This is a genomic window from Streptomyces violens, from assembly GCF_000717745.1.
Lineage (GTDB): Bacteria > Actinomycetota > Actinomycetes > Streptomycetales > Streptomycetaceae > Streptomyces > Streptomyces violens.
The window spans coordinates 87,051-102,624 of the sequence record NZ_JOBH01000003.1; the positions used below are offsets into that span (position 1 = coordinate 87,051).

13 protein-coding genes are annotated in these 15,574 nt (G+C 72.9%); 8 read left to right on the top strand and 5 right to left on the bottom strand.

Annotated elements, in window-relative coordinates; translation table 11 throughout:
- Positions 1 to 46: 46 nt before the first annotated feature.
- Positions 47 to 1,498, bottom strand: a complete 1,452-nt coding sequence (locus tag IF04_RS0106990; protein WP_030252489.1) for an amino acid permease — start codon at positions 1,496 to 1,498, stop codon at positions 47 to 49.
- Positions 1,499 to 1,648: 150 nt separating this feature from the next.
- Entirely contained in the window at positions 1,649 to 2,614 is a 966-nt protein-coding gene (locus IF04_RS0106995) for a hypothetical protein (RefSeq protein ID WP_030252491.1), read from the bottom strand.
- Between the two features lie 405 nt (positions 2,615 to 3,019).
- Between IF04_RS0106995 and rsgA the strand changes: the two genes are divergently transcribed.
- The 6 genes from rsgA to IF04_RS0107025 all read left to right on the top strand — a co-directional run bounded on the left by rsgA (position 3,020) and on the right by IF04_RS0107025 (position 10,245).
- The gene (rsgA, locus tag IF04_RS0107000; RefSeq protein ID WP_245654310.1) at positions 3,020 to 4,150 is read left to right on the top strand and encodes a ribosome small subunit-dependent GTPase A; all 1,131 of its coding nucleotides are present in this window, start codon (positions 3,020 to 3,022) and stop codon (positions 4,148 to 4,150) included.
- Positions 4,151 to 4,193: 43 nt separating this feature from the next.
- On the top strand, positions 4,194 to 5,708 hold the full coding sequence (locus IF04_RS0107005; RefSeq protein ID WP_106975556.1) for a bifunctional transcriptional activator/DNA repair enzyme AdaA: 1,515 nt from the start codon (positions 4,194 to 4,196) through the stop codon (positions 5,706 to 5,708).
- Positions 5,686 to 6,192, top strand: coding sequence for a methylated-DNA--[protein]-cysteine S-methyltransferase (locus tag IF04_RS0107010; protein ID WP_030252495.1), 507 nt, complete (start codon positions 5,686 to 5,688; stop codon positions 6,190 to 6,192). The genes IF04_RS0107005 and IF04_RS0107010 overlap by 23 nt, the downstream gene beginning before the upstream one ends.
- Before the next feature lie 63 nt (positions 6,193 to 6,255).
- Positions 6,256 to 7,455, top strand: a complete 1,200-nt coding sequence (locus IF04_RS0107015; protein WP_030252496.1) for a protein phosphatase 2C domain-containing protein — start codon at positions 6,256 to 6,258, stop codon at positions 7,453 to 7,455.
- A gap of 144 nt (positions 7,456 to 7,599) precedes the next feature.
- Positions 7,600 to 9,342, top strand: a complete 1,743-nt coding sequence (locus IF04_RS0107020; protein WP_030252497.1) for a pyruvate dehydrogenase — start codon at positions 7,600 to 7,602, stop codon at positions 9,340 to 9,342.
- Positions 9,343 to 9,762: 420 nt separating this feature from the next.
- Complete coding sequence (locus IF04_RS0107025) at positions 9,763 to 10,245, top strand: ATP-binding protein (RefSeq protein ID WP_078599935.1); 483 nt, start codon at positions 9,763 to 9,765, stop codon at positions 10,243 to 10,245.
- A gap of 96 nt (positions 10,246 to 10,341) precedes the next feature.
- Here the strand turns inward: IF04_RS0107025 and IF04_RS0107030 are convergent, their stop codons facing one another.
- Together IF04_RS0107030 and IF04_RS0107035 are read right to left on the bottom strand one after the other, a co-directional pair.
- Positions 10,342 to 11,433, bottom strand: a complete 1,092-nt coding sequence (locus tag IF04_RS0107030; RefSeq protein ID WP_030252499.1) for a DUF2637 domain-containing protein — start codon at positions 11,431 to 11,433, stop codon at positions 10,342 to 10,344.
- A 227-nt stretch (positions 11,434 to 11,660) separates the two neighbouring features.
- A complete protein-coding gene (locus IF04_RS0107035; protein WP_030252500.1) occupies positions 11,661 to 12,509 on the bottom strand; it encodes a (2Fe-2S)-binding protein in 849 nt (282 codons plus the stop codon).
- A 115-nt stretch (positions 12,510 to 12,624) separates the two neighbouring features.
- Here IF04_RS0107035 and IF04_RS0107040 point away from each other — a divergent pair, with 115 nt between their 5' ends.
- Together IF04_RS0107040 and IF04_RS0107045 are read left to right on the top strand one after the other, a co-directional pair.
- A complete protein-coding gene (locus tag IF04_RS0107040; protein WP_030252501.1) occupies positions 12,625 to 13,425 on the top strand; it encodes a GntR family transcriptional regulator in 801 nt (266 codons plus the stop codon).
- 93 nt (positions 13,426 to 13,518) lie between these two features.
- The gene (locus IF04_RS0107045; protein WP_245654311.1) at positions 13,519 to 14,472 is read left to right on the top strand and encodes a thermonuclease family protein; all 954 of its coding nucleotides are present in this window, start codon (positions 13,519 to 13,521) and stop codon (positions 14,470 to 14,472) included.
- 7 nt (positions 14,473 to 14,479) lie between these two features.
- Here the strand turns inward: IF04_RS0107045 and IF04_RS0107050 are convergent, their stop codons facing one another.
- Entirely contained in the window at positions 14,480 to 15,271 is a 792-nt protein-coding gene (locus tag IF04_RS0107050; RefSeq protein ID WP_245654312.1) for a hypothetical protein, read from the bottom strand.
- Positions 15,272 to 15,574: the final 303 nt, after the last annotated feature.

The window sequence follows — 15,574 nt, forward strand, 5'->3', positions numbered from 1 at the left end:
CTGGTCGCGCAGTTCCCCGCGCCCCTGAAGGGGCGCGGGGCTGCGTTCAGATCAGATCCATCGCCGCCACCTCGTCCGGGCGGCCGTAGCTGACCGGACCCTGGAAGCGGTGCCGGGCGGTGGCGAACCACCACACCGTGGCGATGACCAGCACCACCGCGAGCGCGATCGGCGCGTAGTTGAACGAGCCGGGCGTGATGGGGGACGCCTGCGGCAGCATGAACAGCACGTTGCTGAACACGATCCAGACCACCGCGACCGCCGCGACGGGCTTGCCCCAGCGGCCCAGGTTCCACGGCCCCGGCTCGAAGGTGTCCAGCCGCAGCCGCAGGAAGATCGGCACGCCGTACGCGAGGAAGAGGCCGACGACATTGACGCTGACGATGGCGGTGAAGGCGGTGTGCGACCACCAGCCGGGGATCACCAGCACCAGTGAGCAGGCCGCGGCGAGCCAGACCGCCTTGACGGGCGTACGGGTGCGCGCGGAGACCGAGTGCCACCAGCGTGAGCCGGGCATCGCGCCGTCCCGCGAAAAGGCAAAGATCTGGCGGGTGTTGCTGGTCATATTGGCCAGCCCGCAGAAGAGCATCGCGCCGATCACGATCAGCAGCAGGAACTTGGCGGTGCCGGTGCCGAGCGCGTCGATGAGAATCTGTACGGGCGGTGCGTCAGCGCTCGCTTCCGCTGAGTAATCACGTATCGCGTAGACCAGCGCGAGCATCAGGATCAGACCGGCGACGGCGGAGTAGCCGATCGCCCGCATGATTCCCTTCGGCGCGTTGACGGTCGCGCCCACCGTTTCCTCCGACATATGGAAGCTGCCGTCGAATCCGGTGAAGGTCCAGCTGGTGACCAACAGGCCCAGCAGCGCGCCGTAAAGCCCGTTGGTGAAGCCGGTGTTGTTGGCGAAATGCGTCACGAACGAGGCCGGCTGGTGGTGTTCGGGCAGCACGGTCAGCGCCGTCACGATGACCACCATGCCGATCAGCAGCCACCACACCGAGATGCGGTTCAGGATCGCGACGAGGTGCACGGTGTAGGTGTTGGCCAGCGCCTGGACCAGCAGGATCGCCGCCGTGATGAGGACCGTGCGCTGCTCGGAGACCTGGTAGGACGGCCACTGCATCGCGAGGAACGCCTGGATGAAGGTGGCCGCCGCATAGCCGGTGGCGGCCGTACCGCCGACCTGGCCCACGAAATTCAGCCAGCCGGTGTACCAGGACCAGGCACCCTTGTGCCGCTTGGCGAGCTTGCCCGCGGAGAAATACAGCGCGCCGCTGGTGGGATAGGCGGAGGTGATTTCCGCCATCGAGGCGCCGATGAACAGTACGAGGATCGAAACGCCTATCCAGCCGAACACGAGAATGAGCGGCCCACCGGCATTCATCCCGAAGCCGAAGGACGAAAAGATGCCGGATATGATGTTGATGATCGTGAAGGATATCGCGAAATTGTCGAAGGCCCGGAAACGGCGGGTGAGTTTCCGGGGATATCCCATGGCGTGCAGGGTCGCGTCATCGTCCAGCGTGGGGGGCTGCTCCTCCCGCCGACGGGCGCGCACCCGGGCGAGAAATGCGGAATCGGACACGGACGAACCTTTCCGGGGACGGTCAGTGAGGTGTCGGTGTGATGTGGGGGGGGACCGCACTCACCCGGTGTCGGGGGAGTGCGGGACCGGGAGCCCGCAGCGCCTGCGGGCCCGGCTGAGCTGCTCGGCCGGGTCGCCGAAGCGGCTCCACGGCATGCGCGAGGCGTACGGGCCCATGGCCGCGAAGACCGCCCGTGCCTCGAACTCGTGGCGCGCCATGCACAGCGCGTGCGCCAGATACGCCAGGTCCAGCACGGGCGTGAAGCGGTAGCCGGCCACCTCCGGCAGCCAGTACTGGTAGATCCGCAGCGCGACCTGCCGCCACTGCGGCTGCTCCCACGTGCGGTCGGCGAGCGGCGCGCCCGGGTCGTACTCCTCGACCACGGCCACCAGCGGCAGCAGCCGCAGCGCCGAGGAGGCCGGGGCGCGTTGCGCGAGGAAGGCGGCGACGTCCCAGGCGGCGCCCGCCGACCCGCCGTGCCGCGCGAAGAAGCACGCCAGGAAGCGGTGGTGGGCCTCGCGGTGCCAGGGGTCCAGCCGCAGGATGTGCGAGAACAGCGACCAGGGGCCGGGCGGCGCGGTGATGAGGCCCTCCGGCGCCGGGTCGAGATGGCGCTGGAAACGGGCCAGCGAGAGCTTCGCGGCCCATGGCGTCGGGTCCCGCGGCGCGAGCTCCGCCGCCCGGTCGCAGGCGGCCAGCGCGATCCGGCCCAGCGTGGTGGCGTGCCGGTCGTCCGCGTCGGCGGCGCGGGCGGCGCGCAGCGCCGCGACCCGCGCCCACAGCAGCGCGGCCTCGGTGCCCGGCTCCTCGGCGAGCCAGCGCTCGGTCAGATCCGAATCGGCCGCCTCGGAGGCCAGTACCAGAGAACGGTGCGCCCGTACCCCGAAATTGTCGCGGCTCTCCTTCAGCACCTCCCGGGCGCTGAAGTAACGTCCCGCCCGCACATCCATGCAGGCGCTCGCCAGCCGCCGGTCATCGGCCGCCGGATGCCATACGTACTGCCCTTCGAACAGGCCAGCGGCCATGCTGCGTGCCGTTCCTTCCCCCGTAATCGACGCTGGCGCCACACCTTACTCAGGTGTCCCAGGGGTCGAAAATAGGCACTCAAGCAACTAATTTTCGGTGGCCGGTTATCGATGGTTGTCGACGGTTGTTGTCGACAGGTTTTCAGTAAGAGGATCCGGAAAATCGTTCGCGGCTCTGTGCGCGGCCGTTCTAGGCTCTGCACGTACGAGATCGCCGACGAGCGATCCGGCAACGACCGACGAACGAGGAGGTGTGGACCGATGGCTGTCACTGCGCTGGGCGCTGCCCGCATCCGGAAGAACATCCATCCCACCTCCGTGGTTCCCGGCTGACCTCAACTCTCCTTCGGCGCGCCCGAGTTGCGTGCCCACCGCCGGGACCACCCGCTTCGAAGGGTCATCCCGTTGTCCGACCTCACGTCCGACATCAACTCCGGCATCACCGCTGCGCACCCCCTCGCCCCCTACGGCTGGGACGCGGACCACGCGCAGGAGTTCACCCCGTACGCCGAGCAAGGTCTGCTGCCCGGCCGCCTGGTCCGCATCGACCGCGGCCGGGTGGACGCCGTCGTGCCCGGCGACGACGGCGTCCGTACCGTGCTCGCGAGCACCGCGCTCGTGGCGACCGGCGACCCGCTCAAGGTGCCGTGCACCGGCGACTGGGCCGCGATCGATCCCGGCAGCGGGCCGGACGCCGTCGTCCGCGCGCTGCTCCCGCGCCGCACCGCACTGGTGCGGTCCGCCTCCTCCAAGCGCTCCGAAGGCCAGATCCTGGCCGCCAACGTCGACCACGCGATCGTCGCCGTCTCCCTCGCCGAGCCGCTCGACCTCGGACGCGTCGAACGCTTCGTGTCCCTGGCGTGGGAGAGCGGCGCCACTCCCGTCGTGGCGCTGACCAAGGCGGACCTGGTGCCGGACGCGGCGGGCCTCGCCCACCTCGTCGCCGACACCGAGACCGTCGCGCCCGGTGTGCCGGTACTGGCGGTGAGCGCGGCGACCGGCGCCGGCCTGGACGTCCTCGCGGCGGTACTGGCCGGCGGCACCTCCGTCCTGCTCGGCCGGTCCGGCGCGGGCAAGTCCACCCTGGCCAACGCGGTGATCGGCGCCGACGTCCAGGACGTGCACGCCGTACGCGACCGGGACGGCAAGGGGCGGCACACCACGACCACCCGCGACCTGCTGGTGCTGCCCGGCGGCGGGGTGCTGATCGACACCCCCGGGCTGCGCGGCGTCGGCATGTGGGACGCCGAGGAGGGCCTCGCGCGGACCTTCACCGACGTCGAGGAGCTGGCCGCGCGGTGCCGGTTCCACGACTGCGCGCACACCGCCGAGCCGGGGTGTGCGGTACTGGCGGCCGTGGACGCGGGCGATCTGCCGCAGCGCCGCCTGGACAGCTACCGCAAGCTGCTCCGCGAGAACGAGCGCATCGTCGCCAAGACCGACGCCCGGCTCCGCGCCGAGCTGCGCCGGGACTGGAAACAGAAGCAGGCGCTCGGGCGGCACATGGGGGAGCGGCAGCGGGGGCAGCGGCGGTAGCACCGAGGGTTCGGGCCGTTCGTGTGCGGGCGGCCCGAACGCCATGTCCGATTTCCGCCGGAAGCGGCTGCCGCGATCCCGCACACTGGACGGTGTGAAGGACGAAAGCAGCAGGTACGAGGCGGTGGCGAGCCGGGACGCGCGCTTCGACGGAGAATTCTTCTTCGCCGTGGTGACGACCGGCATCTACTGCCGCCCGAGCTGCCCCGCTGTCACCCCGAAGCGGGCCAACGTGCGGTTCTTCCCGTCCGCTGCCGCCGCCCAGGGCGCCGGCTTCCGGGCCTGCCGCCGCTGCCGCCCGGACGCCGTCCCCGGCTCGGCCGACTGGAACGTCCGCGCCGACCTGGTGGGCCGCGCGATGCGCTTCATCGGCGACGGCGTCGTCGACCGCGAGGGCGTCGCGGGGCTCGCCGCGCGGCTCGGCTACAGCGCCCGCCAGGTGCAGCGCCAGCTCACCGCCGAGCTGGGCGCCGGGCCGGTCGCGCTGGCCCGCGCCCGCCGCGCGCACACCGCGCGCATCCTGCTCCGGACCACCGGCCTGCCGGTCACGGAGCTGGCATTCGCCGCGGGATTTGCCAGTGTGCGGCAGTTCAACGCGACGATGCGGGAGATCTACGGGAGCACCCCCAGCGAGCTGCGCGCCGCGGCACGCGGACGCACCGCGCGCGGGGAGCACGGCAGCCCCGGCGGTATCCCGCTGCGGCTCGCCTTCCGGGGCCCGTACGCCGCCCGGGAGATCTTCGACGACCTTCAGGCGGCGGCGGTGCCGGGCATCGAGGAGGTCATCGGTGTCCCCGGGGCGCGTACGTACCGCCGCACCCTGCGCCTCACCTACGGCACCGCCGTCGCCGAGGTCGGCGAACGGCCCGGCGGGCCCGGCGGACCGGCCCGCTCCGGCTGGCTCGACTGCCGGCTGCACCTCACCGACCTGCGCGACCTGCCCACCGCGAGCCAGCGACTGCGCCGCCTGTTCGACCTGGACGCCGATCCGTACGCGGTCGCCGCCCGGCTCTCGGCCGACCCGCTGCTCCGGCCGCTGGTCACGGCCCGCCCCGGGCTGCGCTCGCCGGGCGCGGCCGATCCGGCGGAACAGGCGGTACGGACCGTGCTCGGCGGGCCACCGGAGCGCGCCGCCGCCCTTGTACGGGCGTACGGCAAGCCGCTGGACACCCCGGACGGCACGCTCACCCACCTCTTCCCGACGCCGGAGGAGCTGGCCGGGGCGGATGTCGGGGAGAGCGTACGGGCGCTGTGCGCGGCGCTCGCCAACGGCACGGTGGACCTCGCGGCGGGCGCGGACCGGGACGCCGCCGAACGCGCCCTCGCCGCGCTCCCGGGCGTCGACCCCGCCGCGGCGGCGGTCATCAGAAGGCGCGCGCTGGGCGACCCCGATGTGGGCCCGCCCGACGCCGCCCCGGAGGCGGAGCGCCGGCGCCCGTGGCGTTCGTACGCCTACCACCACCTCCGGCACGCGGGCCTCCACGCCGGTCCCGCGCACGAACCCGAAGACCACGACCCGAAGGACAGCATCGACCATGCCGCTCTACACGCTGCTTGACAGCCCGCTCGGCCGGCTGACCCTGGTGGGCGAGCCGTCGGCCGACGCCCCCGGCGGCACGGTACTGACCGCGCTCTCCCTGCCCGACCAGAAGGGCGGCGTCGTACCGGAGGCCGGCTGGACCCGTGAACCGGCCGCCTTCGCCGAGGCGGAGCGGCAGTTGAAGGAGTACTTCGCGGGCGAGCGCCGCGACTTCGCGCTGACCCTGGCCACCCGCGGCACCGCCTTCCGCGAGCGCGTCTGGACGGCGCTGGACGCCATCCCGTACGGCGAGACCGCCAGTTACGGGGAGATCGCCCGCCGCATCGGAGCCACACGGCCCGCCGTACGGGCCGTCGGCACCGCGATCGGCGCGAATCCGCTGCTGATTCTGCGCCCCTGCCACCGCGTCATCGGAGCCGACGGTTCGCTCACCGGATACGCCGGTGGCCTGGACCGCAAGCGCACCCTGCTGTCCCTGGAGGGCGTCGACGCGGCCCGGTGACGCGTCGCGGAGCACTCTTTTGTGCACTGTCTCGCGGCCACGCAGCCATGGACAATACGGTCCATGAGTCAGCAGGGGGACACACGCGGACACGAGGACCACTGGTGGCGCGAGCTGTACGAAGCGGGCGACGGCAAGCCGGGCGACGCGGGGCCCTCGACCGCGCCGGACTCGCTGGACGACCGCGTCGACTCGGTCCTGCGCACGCTGGACGCGGCGGAGGCGGCTGACGCCCCTGAGGCGGTCGGCGCGCCTGAAGAGCCCATAGAGCCCGAAGAGCCCAAGGCGGCCGACGCGTTCGAAGCGGCCGACGCGGCAGGCACGGCCGGCGAGGCCGAGCCGCCCGTCCCCGTAGTGGAGTTCGTCGGGGACCGGCCGCCCACGTACGCGGCCGAGCCGGTCGCGCTGCCCGCCGCCGACCCGGCCGACCTCGCCGGGCTCGTCCCGGACACCGAGCTGGACGGCGCGCAGTACGGCACGCTCACGCTGCGCGCCGCCTCCGTACGGGGCGACTCCGCCCGGTACCGCGGCGACCCGCGCCGCGACGCCCTGCTCACCGCCCGCTTCGGGGCCGGGCGGCAGACCCTGATCCTGATCGCCGTCGCCTCCGGTGCGTACGCCTCGCCCGAGGGGCACCGCGCGGCGCGGGACGCCTGCCAGTGGATCGGCGCCGCCGTCGGCCGCTCCGCCGCGCGGCTGGCCGACGACATCCGTACCGGCCGCCGCGAAGCCCTCAGGTCCGGGCTGCAGCGGCTCACCGACCGCGGTTACGGCCGGCTGCGGGCCCGCGCCGCCGAGCTGGGGCTGGACCCGCGCGAGTACACCGCCTCGCTGCGCTGCCTGCTGCTGCCCGCCGACCCGGCGTGCCGCACCCGTGTCTTCTTCGGCCTCGGCGGGGGCGGCCTCTTCCGGCTCCGGGACGGCGTCTGGCAGGAGCTGGAGCCGCCGCGGCACCTCGGCGTCACCGGGCCACCGGGGGACGCCCGCGATGCCGCTTCCGATGCCGCTTCCGAAGCTGCTCCCGAACCCGTAGGCGAACCGTTCCGCTTCCGCGCCTCCGTGGCCCGCTCCGGCGACACCCTGCTGCTGTGCAGTACGGGGCTGGCCGAGCCGCTGCGCGAGGCGCCCGATTTCGCCGCGCGGCTGGCCGGTCGGTGGGCCGAGACCGACCCGCCGGGCCTGGCCGCCTTCCTGGCCGACGCCCAGCTCCGCGTCAAGGGCCACGCGAAGGACCGCACGGCCGCGGCCGTGTGGGACAGCTGAGCGCCGGGCCCGCAGCACGCCGTACGCCTTCCGGGGCCGCCCCGGGAATGAGTGGTAGAACCGAACCGATGCCGCAAAGGCGGGCAAATCATCTCCCCGCGAGCGGCGCGAGCCACTGATCCCCACCCGAAGGGCGTGCGCGCGATGGCGAAGCAGACCGTGGCCGAGCAGTTCGTCGACATCCTGGCGCGCGCCGGGGTCAAGCGGCTGTACGGAGTCGTCGGCGACAGCCTGAACCCCGTCGTCGACGCCATCCGCCGCACCTCGGCGGTCGACTGGGTCCAGGTCCGGCACGAGGAGGTCGCGGCGTTCGCGGCCGGCGCCGAGGCCCAGATCACCGGCCGGCTCGCCGCCTGCGCCGGCTCCTGCGGCCCGGGCAACCTCCACCTCATCAACGGCCTGTTCGACGCCCACCGTTCGATGGCCCCCGTACTGGCCCTCGCCTCGCACATCCCCTCCAGCGAGATCGGCACGAGCTTCTTCCAGGAGACCCACCCCGACCAGCTCTTCCAGGAGTGCAGCCATTACTGCGAGCTGATCTCCAACACCCGGCAGATGCCGCGCGTCCTGCAGACCGCGATCCAGCACGCGGTGGGCCGCAGCGGCGTCTCCGTCGTCGCGCTGCCCGGCGACATCGCGGGCGAGGACGCGCCCGAACGCGCCGAGGAACACGCGTTGGTCACCTCGCGGCCGTCCGTACGCCCCGGCGACGCCGAGATCGCGCAGCTCGCCCGCATGATCGACCAGGCCGGCAAGGTCACGCTCTTCTGCGGCAGCGGTACGGCGGGCGCCCACGCCGAGGTCATGGAGCTGGCCGAAAAGATCAAGTCGCCCGTCGGCCACGCGCTGCGCGGCAAGGAGTGGATCCAGTACGACAATAAGTTCGATGTTGGGATGAGCGGTCTGCTCGGGTACGGCGCTGCCTATGAGGCCACGCACGAGTGCGATCTGCTGATCCTGCTCGGCACGGACTTCCCGTACAACGCGTTCCTCCCGAAGGACGTGCCGATCGTGCAGGTCGACGTGCGCGCCGAGCACCTCGGTCGCCGCTCCACGCTGGACCTGGCCGTCTGGGGCGACGTACGGGAGACGCTGCGCTGCCTGACCCCGCTGGTCCAGGAGAAGAAGAACCGCCGCTTCCTGGACCGGATGCTGAAGAAGCACGCCGACGCGCTGGAGGGCGTGGTCAAGGCGTACACCCGCAAGGTGGACCGGCACGTGCCGGTCCACCCCGAGTACGTGGCCTCCGTGCTGGACGAGGAGGCATCGGACGACGCGGTCTTCACCGTGGACACCGGGATGTGCAACGTCTGGGCGGCGCGTTACCTCACGCCCAACGGGCGCCGCCGCGTCATCGGTTCGTTCACCCACGGGTCGATGGCCAACGCGCTGCCGCAGGCCATCGGCGCGCAGCTGACCGACCGCCGGCGGCAGGTCGTCTCGATGTCCGGCGACGGCGGCTTCTCCATGCTGATGGGCGACTTCCTCACCCTGGTCCAGCACAACCTGCCGGTGAAGGTCGTGTTGTTCAACAATTCCTCACTCGGGATGGTCGAGCTGGAGATGCTGGTGGCGGGCCTGCCCTCGTACGGCACCGGCAATCAGAACCCCGACTTCGCGGCCATCGCCCGGGCGGCGGGCGCGTACGGCGTCCGCGTGGAGAAGCCCAAGCACCTGCGGGGCGCGCTGCGGGACGCCTTCAAGCACAACGGTCCCGCGCTCGTCGACGTCGTCACCGACCCGAACGCGCTGTCCATCCCACCGAAGATCAGCGCTGACATGGTGACCGGCTTCGCGCTCTCGGCGGGCAAGATCGTGCTGGACGGCGGCGTGGGCCGGATGGTGCAGATGGCCCGGTCCAACCTCCGCAACATCCCACGCTTCTGAGCCGTTACCGTCCAGACGGGCACATGCCCCGCACCTGTGCCTGTCCGCGGCAGGAGGAGTCAGGAGCTTCCGAGCTGCGCCGCTGTGCCGCGGCGGCACGGACGCGGGCGTAGCCGCACCGGGCCACTCGGCGGACCCCGCGCCGCGATCTCTTCCGGGACGCGGTGCACCGGGTGCGGCAGCGGGCCGGTCGACAGCGAGGGCGAATTCGTCCTACGGACGGCCGTGCCGCGCTCCCGTTTCCGCCCTTGTCATGACAGCCGGACAGGACCTTGGTCGGGACCAGCCGGGCATCTCGTGGCATATGCGGAAGCAGGGGGCGAAGCTTGGGCCGTATCCCGATGGGCATGCATCGATCTGAGGTCGTTCGACAGATCGGGGATGAAGATCGGGGACACCGGAGCGCTCGGGGCGGGGAGGATGAAGCATCAGCCTGTACGGGGCGAGCAACTGCACGGACGGACCGACGGGCCGGTCACCGGCCCCCTCGGCAGCCGTGGCGGAACATGGAGGGAAGGGCAGCGGCCGAGGGCCGTCCGGCACCGGCTGCGCCGCGCCGACCTCACGGCGGTGGCGAGGGTCCGCAGGGACCTGCGCCGGCAGCTGGCCCACTGGGGGGATACCGGCAGGTCGGACATCGCGGAGCTGCTCATCAGCGAGCTGGTCACCAACGCACTGGTGCACACCGACCGGGGCGCCGTGGTGACCGTGACGGTGACCGACCGCCTGCGGGTGGAAGTACGGGACTTCGTGTCCCGGCGGCCGCAGCCCCGCAGACCGACCACCGAAGGCACTTCGGGGAGAGGACTGATGCTGGTGCGCTCACTCGCGGACGCCTGGGGCATACGGATGCACGGCGTCGGCAAGTGCGTGTGGTTCGAACTGGGCGGCACGGCGGCGTGAGTCCCGGTGCTCCGCTCGGCGAACGTGCGGCGGGCCGCCCTTCAAGGGGCGGCCCGCCGCTCTGTTGTCACGTTCCGCTCGGCGCGTTGAGCTCGCTCAGCCGAACTGCCGCTCGATCTCGGCGAGTTTCTCCTCCAGGGAGTCCAGCCGCGGGATCGTCTGCGTGTCGTCCTCGGCGGTGAGGTCCACGGTCCGCGTGCCCTGCCCATCGGCGCGGCCGGTCACGGCCTTCAGCGTCGGGCGCGACCGCCGCCGGTCGCCCGGAGCGGGCTCCGCCTCGATACCCGGGCTCCCGGCCGGAGGCGGCGCCTCGACCGCCTGGGCCTCGATCGCCGGCGTTTCGGCCTGCTGTGCCACCGGCCGTCCGGCTGTCACGGCCGGCAGCTGACGGGCGTGGCGCCCCCACCGGTGCTGCCGGTTCAGCGCCTTCACCCGGGCCCGGTCGAGCTTGCCCTGCTCGCGCCGGCGCCGCCGCGCCTCCTCCTTCTCGCGGCGGTCCTCGCGTACCTCGTCGACCGCTTCGTCCAGGCTCCGTACGCCCTCCAGCAGCATCAGTGACCAGGCGGCGAACGTCTCGCGCGGGGCACGCAGCCAGCGCACCATCCGGATCTGCGGCAGCGGCCGCGGTACCAGGCCCTGTTCGCGCAGCGCCGCCCGGCGGGTCTGCTTCAGCGCCCGGTCGAAGAGGACCGCGGCGGAGAGCGACATGCCCGCGAAGAACTGCGGCGCGCCCGCGTGGTCCAGGCCGCGCGGCGCGTGCACCCAGTTGAACCACGCGGCCGCGCCCGCGAACGTCCACACCAGCATCCGGGAGCCGAGCGCCGCGTCACCGTGGCTGGCCTCGCGCACGGCCAGTACGGAGCAGAACATCGCGGCGCCGTCCAGGCCGAACGGCACCAGGTACTCCCAGCCCCCGGAGAGGTTGAGGTTCTGCCGGCCGAAGCCGACCAGGCCGTGGAAGGAGAGCGCGGCCGCCACCGCGGCGCAGCAGAAGAGCAGCAGGTAGGACGCCGAGCCGTAGATGGCCTCCTTGCGGCGGCGGCGTTCCTCGCTGCGCTCCCAGGAGTCGTCGGCCGCCTTGTCCGCGCTCTGCTTGCCGCGCAGGACCACCGCCACGGCTGCCGTCACGCCGATGAGCAGCAGGGCTCCCGGGACGAGCCAGTCCAGCGATATGTCCGTCATTCTCATCTGGGACCCCTTGCATCGCGGTACGCGTTTCGCGCGACATCCTGGCGGAGTCGGCCGGTACGGCAGGGGTTTTCGGGGCAAGAGGACGCCAAGGAGGCGCCCCGGGCCGCCGAGAGGGCCGAACTGTTCGTACAGCCTTAGGGGCGGCGGCAGTTGAGTTCGATTGTCGCCACTCGATCGGGTGGCTGGGGAGTAGTCCGCTGTGGCGGGGGAGCGGAGCGCTCGGGTCAGGCGCTCGCGGTCAGCCGCGCGACCCGGTCCGCGTCGCAGGTGCGCGGGCAGGTGACGCAGGTGTCCTCCGGGCGCACCGTGTAGAACATGCAGCAGCTCGCGCGGTCCCGCGTCGGGAGCTGCTCGCCGGCCGGGCCGGTCAGCTCGCGGAAGCCCGCGCCGCCGACGTACGGCGCCGTCGAGCCCGGCAGCAGCCGCGCCACCTCGGCCACGGCGCGCGGCTCCTCGCCGAGCAGATGGCCGAGGTACCACAGCCCCTCGACGATCTCGTCCGTCGCCATGCCCCACAGGGCGCGCGGGCCGCGCCGCACGCGGGGCCGGAAGCCGTCCAGTACCGGCCCGAGGTGCTCGGCGACCGCGGCCCGCACCTCGGCGCGCAGCGCCTCCTCGTCGGCCACGACCACGGCGCCCGGCAGCCCGGCCGCCGGGTCGTCGGGCAGGCACGCGAAGGAGGTGATGCGTACGGCCGCGTGGCCCAGCTCGCGCGGGAAGAAGACGGCGCCGGCGGGCAGCCGGGGCACCCGGCGGTGCAGGAACCACGGCATGGTGATCAGCAGGCAGGCCGGCCAGGCGTACCGGTGCAGGCCGAAGCTCGCGACCACGTCCGGGCGGGCGCGCTTCCCGTAGTTCTTGATCACCTGCGCGTCGTCCCAGGCCAGGAAGGCGTCCAGGGCCTCGCCGCCGGCCGCCAGCTCCGCCGCGCTCGTCCACTCCTCGCCCGTCGGGGCCGCGTCCTGCGGCCCGAGCTCGGTCACCCGCAGGCCCGGGAACACCTCGGTGAGCCGGGCATAGGCGCCGGTCACGGGGGAAGGGGACGGCGGGGCGGCGAGGACGGAAGCATTCATGCGGGGACCACCGAATCGCGTCGTTGGCAGGTAAGGCTTACCTTAGCGGAACTCTCCGAGGTTTGAACTGCGGCAGGGGCCGCCTATGGTGCACAAGGACATCAGGAGGTACCCCATGGAGCAGCGCGCAGCGGAAGAGCCGCCGCGGATACGCGCCCGCGTGCCCGCGCAGGGGCGCCCCGAGGCGGTACGCGGACGGCACCCGGCCGACGGCGACGGTGCCGTCACCCACGCCGTCGCGGCCCCGCCCGCAGCGTCCCCCGCCGCCTCCGCCGCGCCCTCCGTACGCAAGCCGCAGCGGCACTCCGTACGCGCGCAGGTCCTGGCCGCGCTCCGCGACGCGCTGCTCTCCGGCGAGCTGGCCCCCGGCGCCGTCTACTCGGCGCCCGCACTCGCCGACAGCTTCGGCGTGTCGCCGACGCCGGTCCGCGAGGCGATGCAGCAGCTCGCCGTCGAGGGCGCGATCGAGGTGGTCCCCAACCGCGGCTTCCGGGTCGCCGAGCGCACCCCCCGCGACCTCGCCGAGCTGGCCGAGGTACGGGCCATGCTGGAGGTACCGGCCGTCCTGCGGCTGGCCCGCACGCTGCCCCCCGAACGCTGGGAGGAGCTGCGCCCACTGGCCGCCGCGACCGTCACGGCCGCCGGCCACGGCGACTGCGTGGCGTACGCCGAGGCGGACCGCGCCTTCCACCGCGCGCTCCTCGCCCTGACCGGCAACCGCCAGCTGACCCTCGTCGCCGAGGACGTACAGCGCCGCACGTCCTGGCCGTGCGCCGCCACCCGAGTCGGCGTCGCCGACCTCCTGGCCGACGCCTCGGACCACATGGCCCTCCTCGACGCCCTCCAGACCCAGGACCTCCCCCTCACAGAACGCATAGCCCGCGACCACCTCACGGGGAACCGCTTCCTGCACTGAGGAACCCATCACCGGGCATCACCCGACTGGCGGCCCCTGTATTGCCGTGCTCTGCTGGGAGGAGCACCATTCCTCCCGGCTCAGGCGGCCGCTATGAACAACTCCTCACCACCGGACCCGCACGTGTGGCGGCGTCAGCAGGCACCGCCGCCCAGGCCCCGCCGCCGAGGAAGGGCGCGGCTGCTCTCCGTACTCGCCGCTCCGGCCGCGTTCGTCGTGTTCGCCGGCATCAGCGGCTGCGGCGAGAGCGGTGGCCGGATGGATGCCGACCAGGATCCGGCGGCGACCGAGCCCGGGCCGGCGGTCTCCGAACCGCCGGCGGAGGACTCCGAGGAACCCACCGACGCGCCCGCTTCCTCCGAGCAGCGGCGGAGCACCGCGCACGCCTCCGTGGCGCGCATCATCGACGGCGACACGCTGGAGGTCTTCGGAGGGGGCGGCCTCCTCCCGGACGGCGCCCAGGCCACCGTCCGCCTGCTGGAGATCGACGCCCCCGAGGTCGGCACCTGCCACGCCGGCGAAGCGACCGACCGCCTCTCGGACCTGCTGCCGCTGGGCTCCGACGTACGCATCGAACGCGACGAGGAGCTGAAGGACCGCTACGGCCGTTATCTGCTGTACGTGTGGAACGACGGAGGGCAGTTCGTCAACGAGACGATGGTCTCCGGCGGGGACGCCAAGGCGACCCTCTTCCCGCCCAACGACAAGCACTGGCCGACGATCTCCCGGGCGGCCGACGAGGCCGAGCAGCTGGAGGCGGGGCTGTGGGCCGGTTGTGACGACACGTCACCTGCTCCGGATCCCGCGGACACGCCGACGGACGAACCCACCGACGTGCCCACCGATGTGCCCACAGACGTACCCACCGACGCCCCCGAAACCGAGCCGTCGCAGGACGCCCCGTCCGAAGACACTCCGTCTCCGGAAGCGCCGGCAGGTGGGGCCGATGTCGACTGTTCCGATCTGTCGGGGCCCACCTCCGTGGGGCCGGATGATCCTTATCGGCTGGACCGGGACGGTGACGGCATCGGGTGTGACGTCGAGTGAGGCTCCGTTACGCCGCCGTCGGCAGGTGGTCCGCCAGCCACGTAGGTACGCCGTCCATGAGGCGGAAGAGGCGGGCGGCCTCGGCGCGGAGGCGGGCCGCGTCCTCCTCCGGGGCGGCGTCGGCGAGGGCGGCGAGGGCCGGGGCCGTGCCGATGAGGTAGCCCAGTTCCTCGCGGAGGCGGAGGGATTCGGCGAAGCCGTGCCGGGCCTCGGCCAACTCGCCGTCGCGCAGGGCGAGTCCGGCGAGGTGGCGCCAGGTGAAGGAGAGCAGGAGCGGGTCGTCGTGGGCGGTCGCGGCGGCGTGTGCGCGACGGTAGGCGGCCCGCGCGGACTGCGGGCTGTCGGCGATGTGCTCGGCCATCAGGCCGCGCCGGAAGTCCAGCAGCGCGCGCCCCTCGGCGGCCGGCGGCAGCAGCGCCGCGGCGCGGCCGAGCGCCGCCCGGGCCTCGTCGGCGCGGTCGCGTACGCCCAGCACCGTGGCGGCGTAGGCGAGATGACCGCGCTCGCAGGCCGCCTCGCCGCGCTCGTCGTCGGTGGTCGCGCGGGCCTCGGCGTACCGCAGCGCGTCCTCCGCCTCGGCCCAGCCCGCGCAGGTGAACATGGAGCGCTCCACGAGGAGCGCCGCGCGGCGGAGCGCGGCGGCGGGGTGGGCCGCGGCGTGTGGTTCGAGCAGTGCGGCCGCGTCCTCCCAGCAGCCGCGGGACCGGAGCCGCCAGACCGCCCGGTCCAGTGGGCCGTCCCCGTCCTTGTCCCCGTCCGCGGCCGGACCGGCGGTCCTGGCCGCCGGCAGTCCCGTCACCGGTGCTCCCGGCACCGGCAGTCGTTCGACAGATCCTTCGGACCCATCGGTTTCGGCAGATTCCGGCATGGCGGTGTCCGCCACATTGCCCTCCCCGAGCGCACCTTTGAGCTGGACTGGAAGCAGTGGGCGAATCTCAGCACGAATTTCGGCGTGGGGCCAAGGGGCTGGGTGAATGATTTCACAATCTCCGGCGGGCCGTGTACGGCGCGGAGTTGAGCCGCTAGGGAAGCGGATCACGGCTGTCCGGCGGGGTGCGCGCACGGGGTGATCGGCCGTCGACGGCCCTGACCTGGCGCTTCG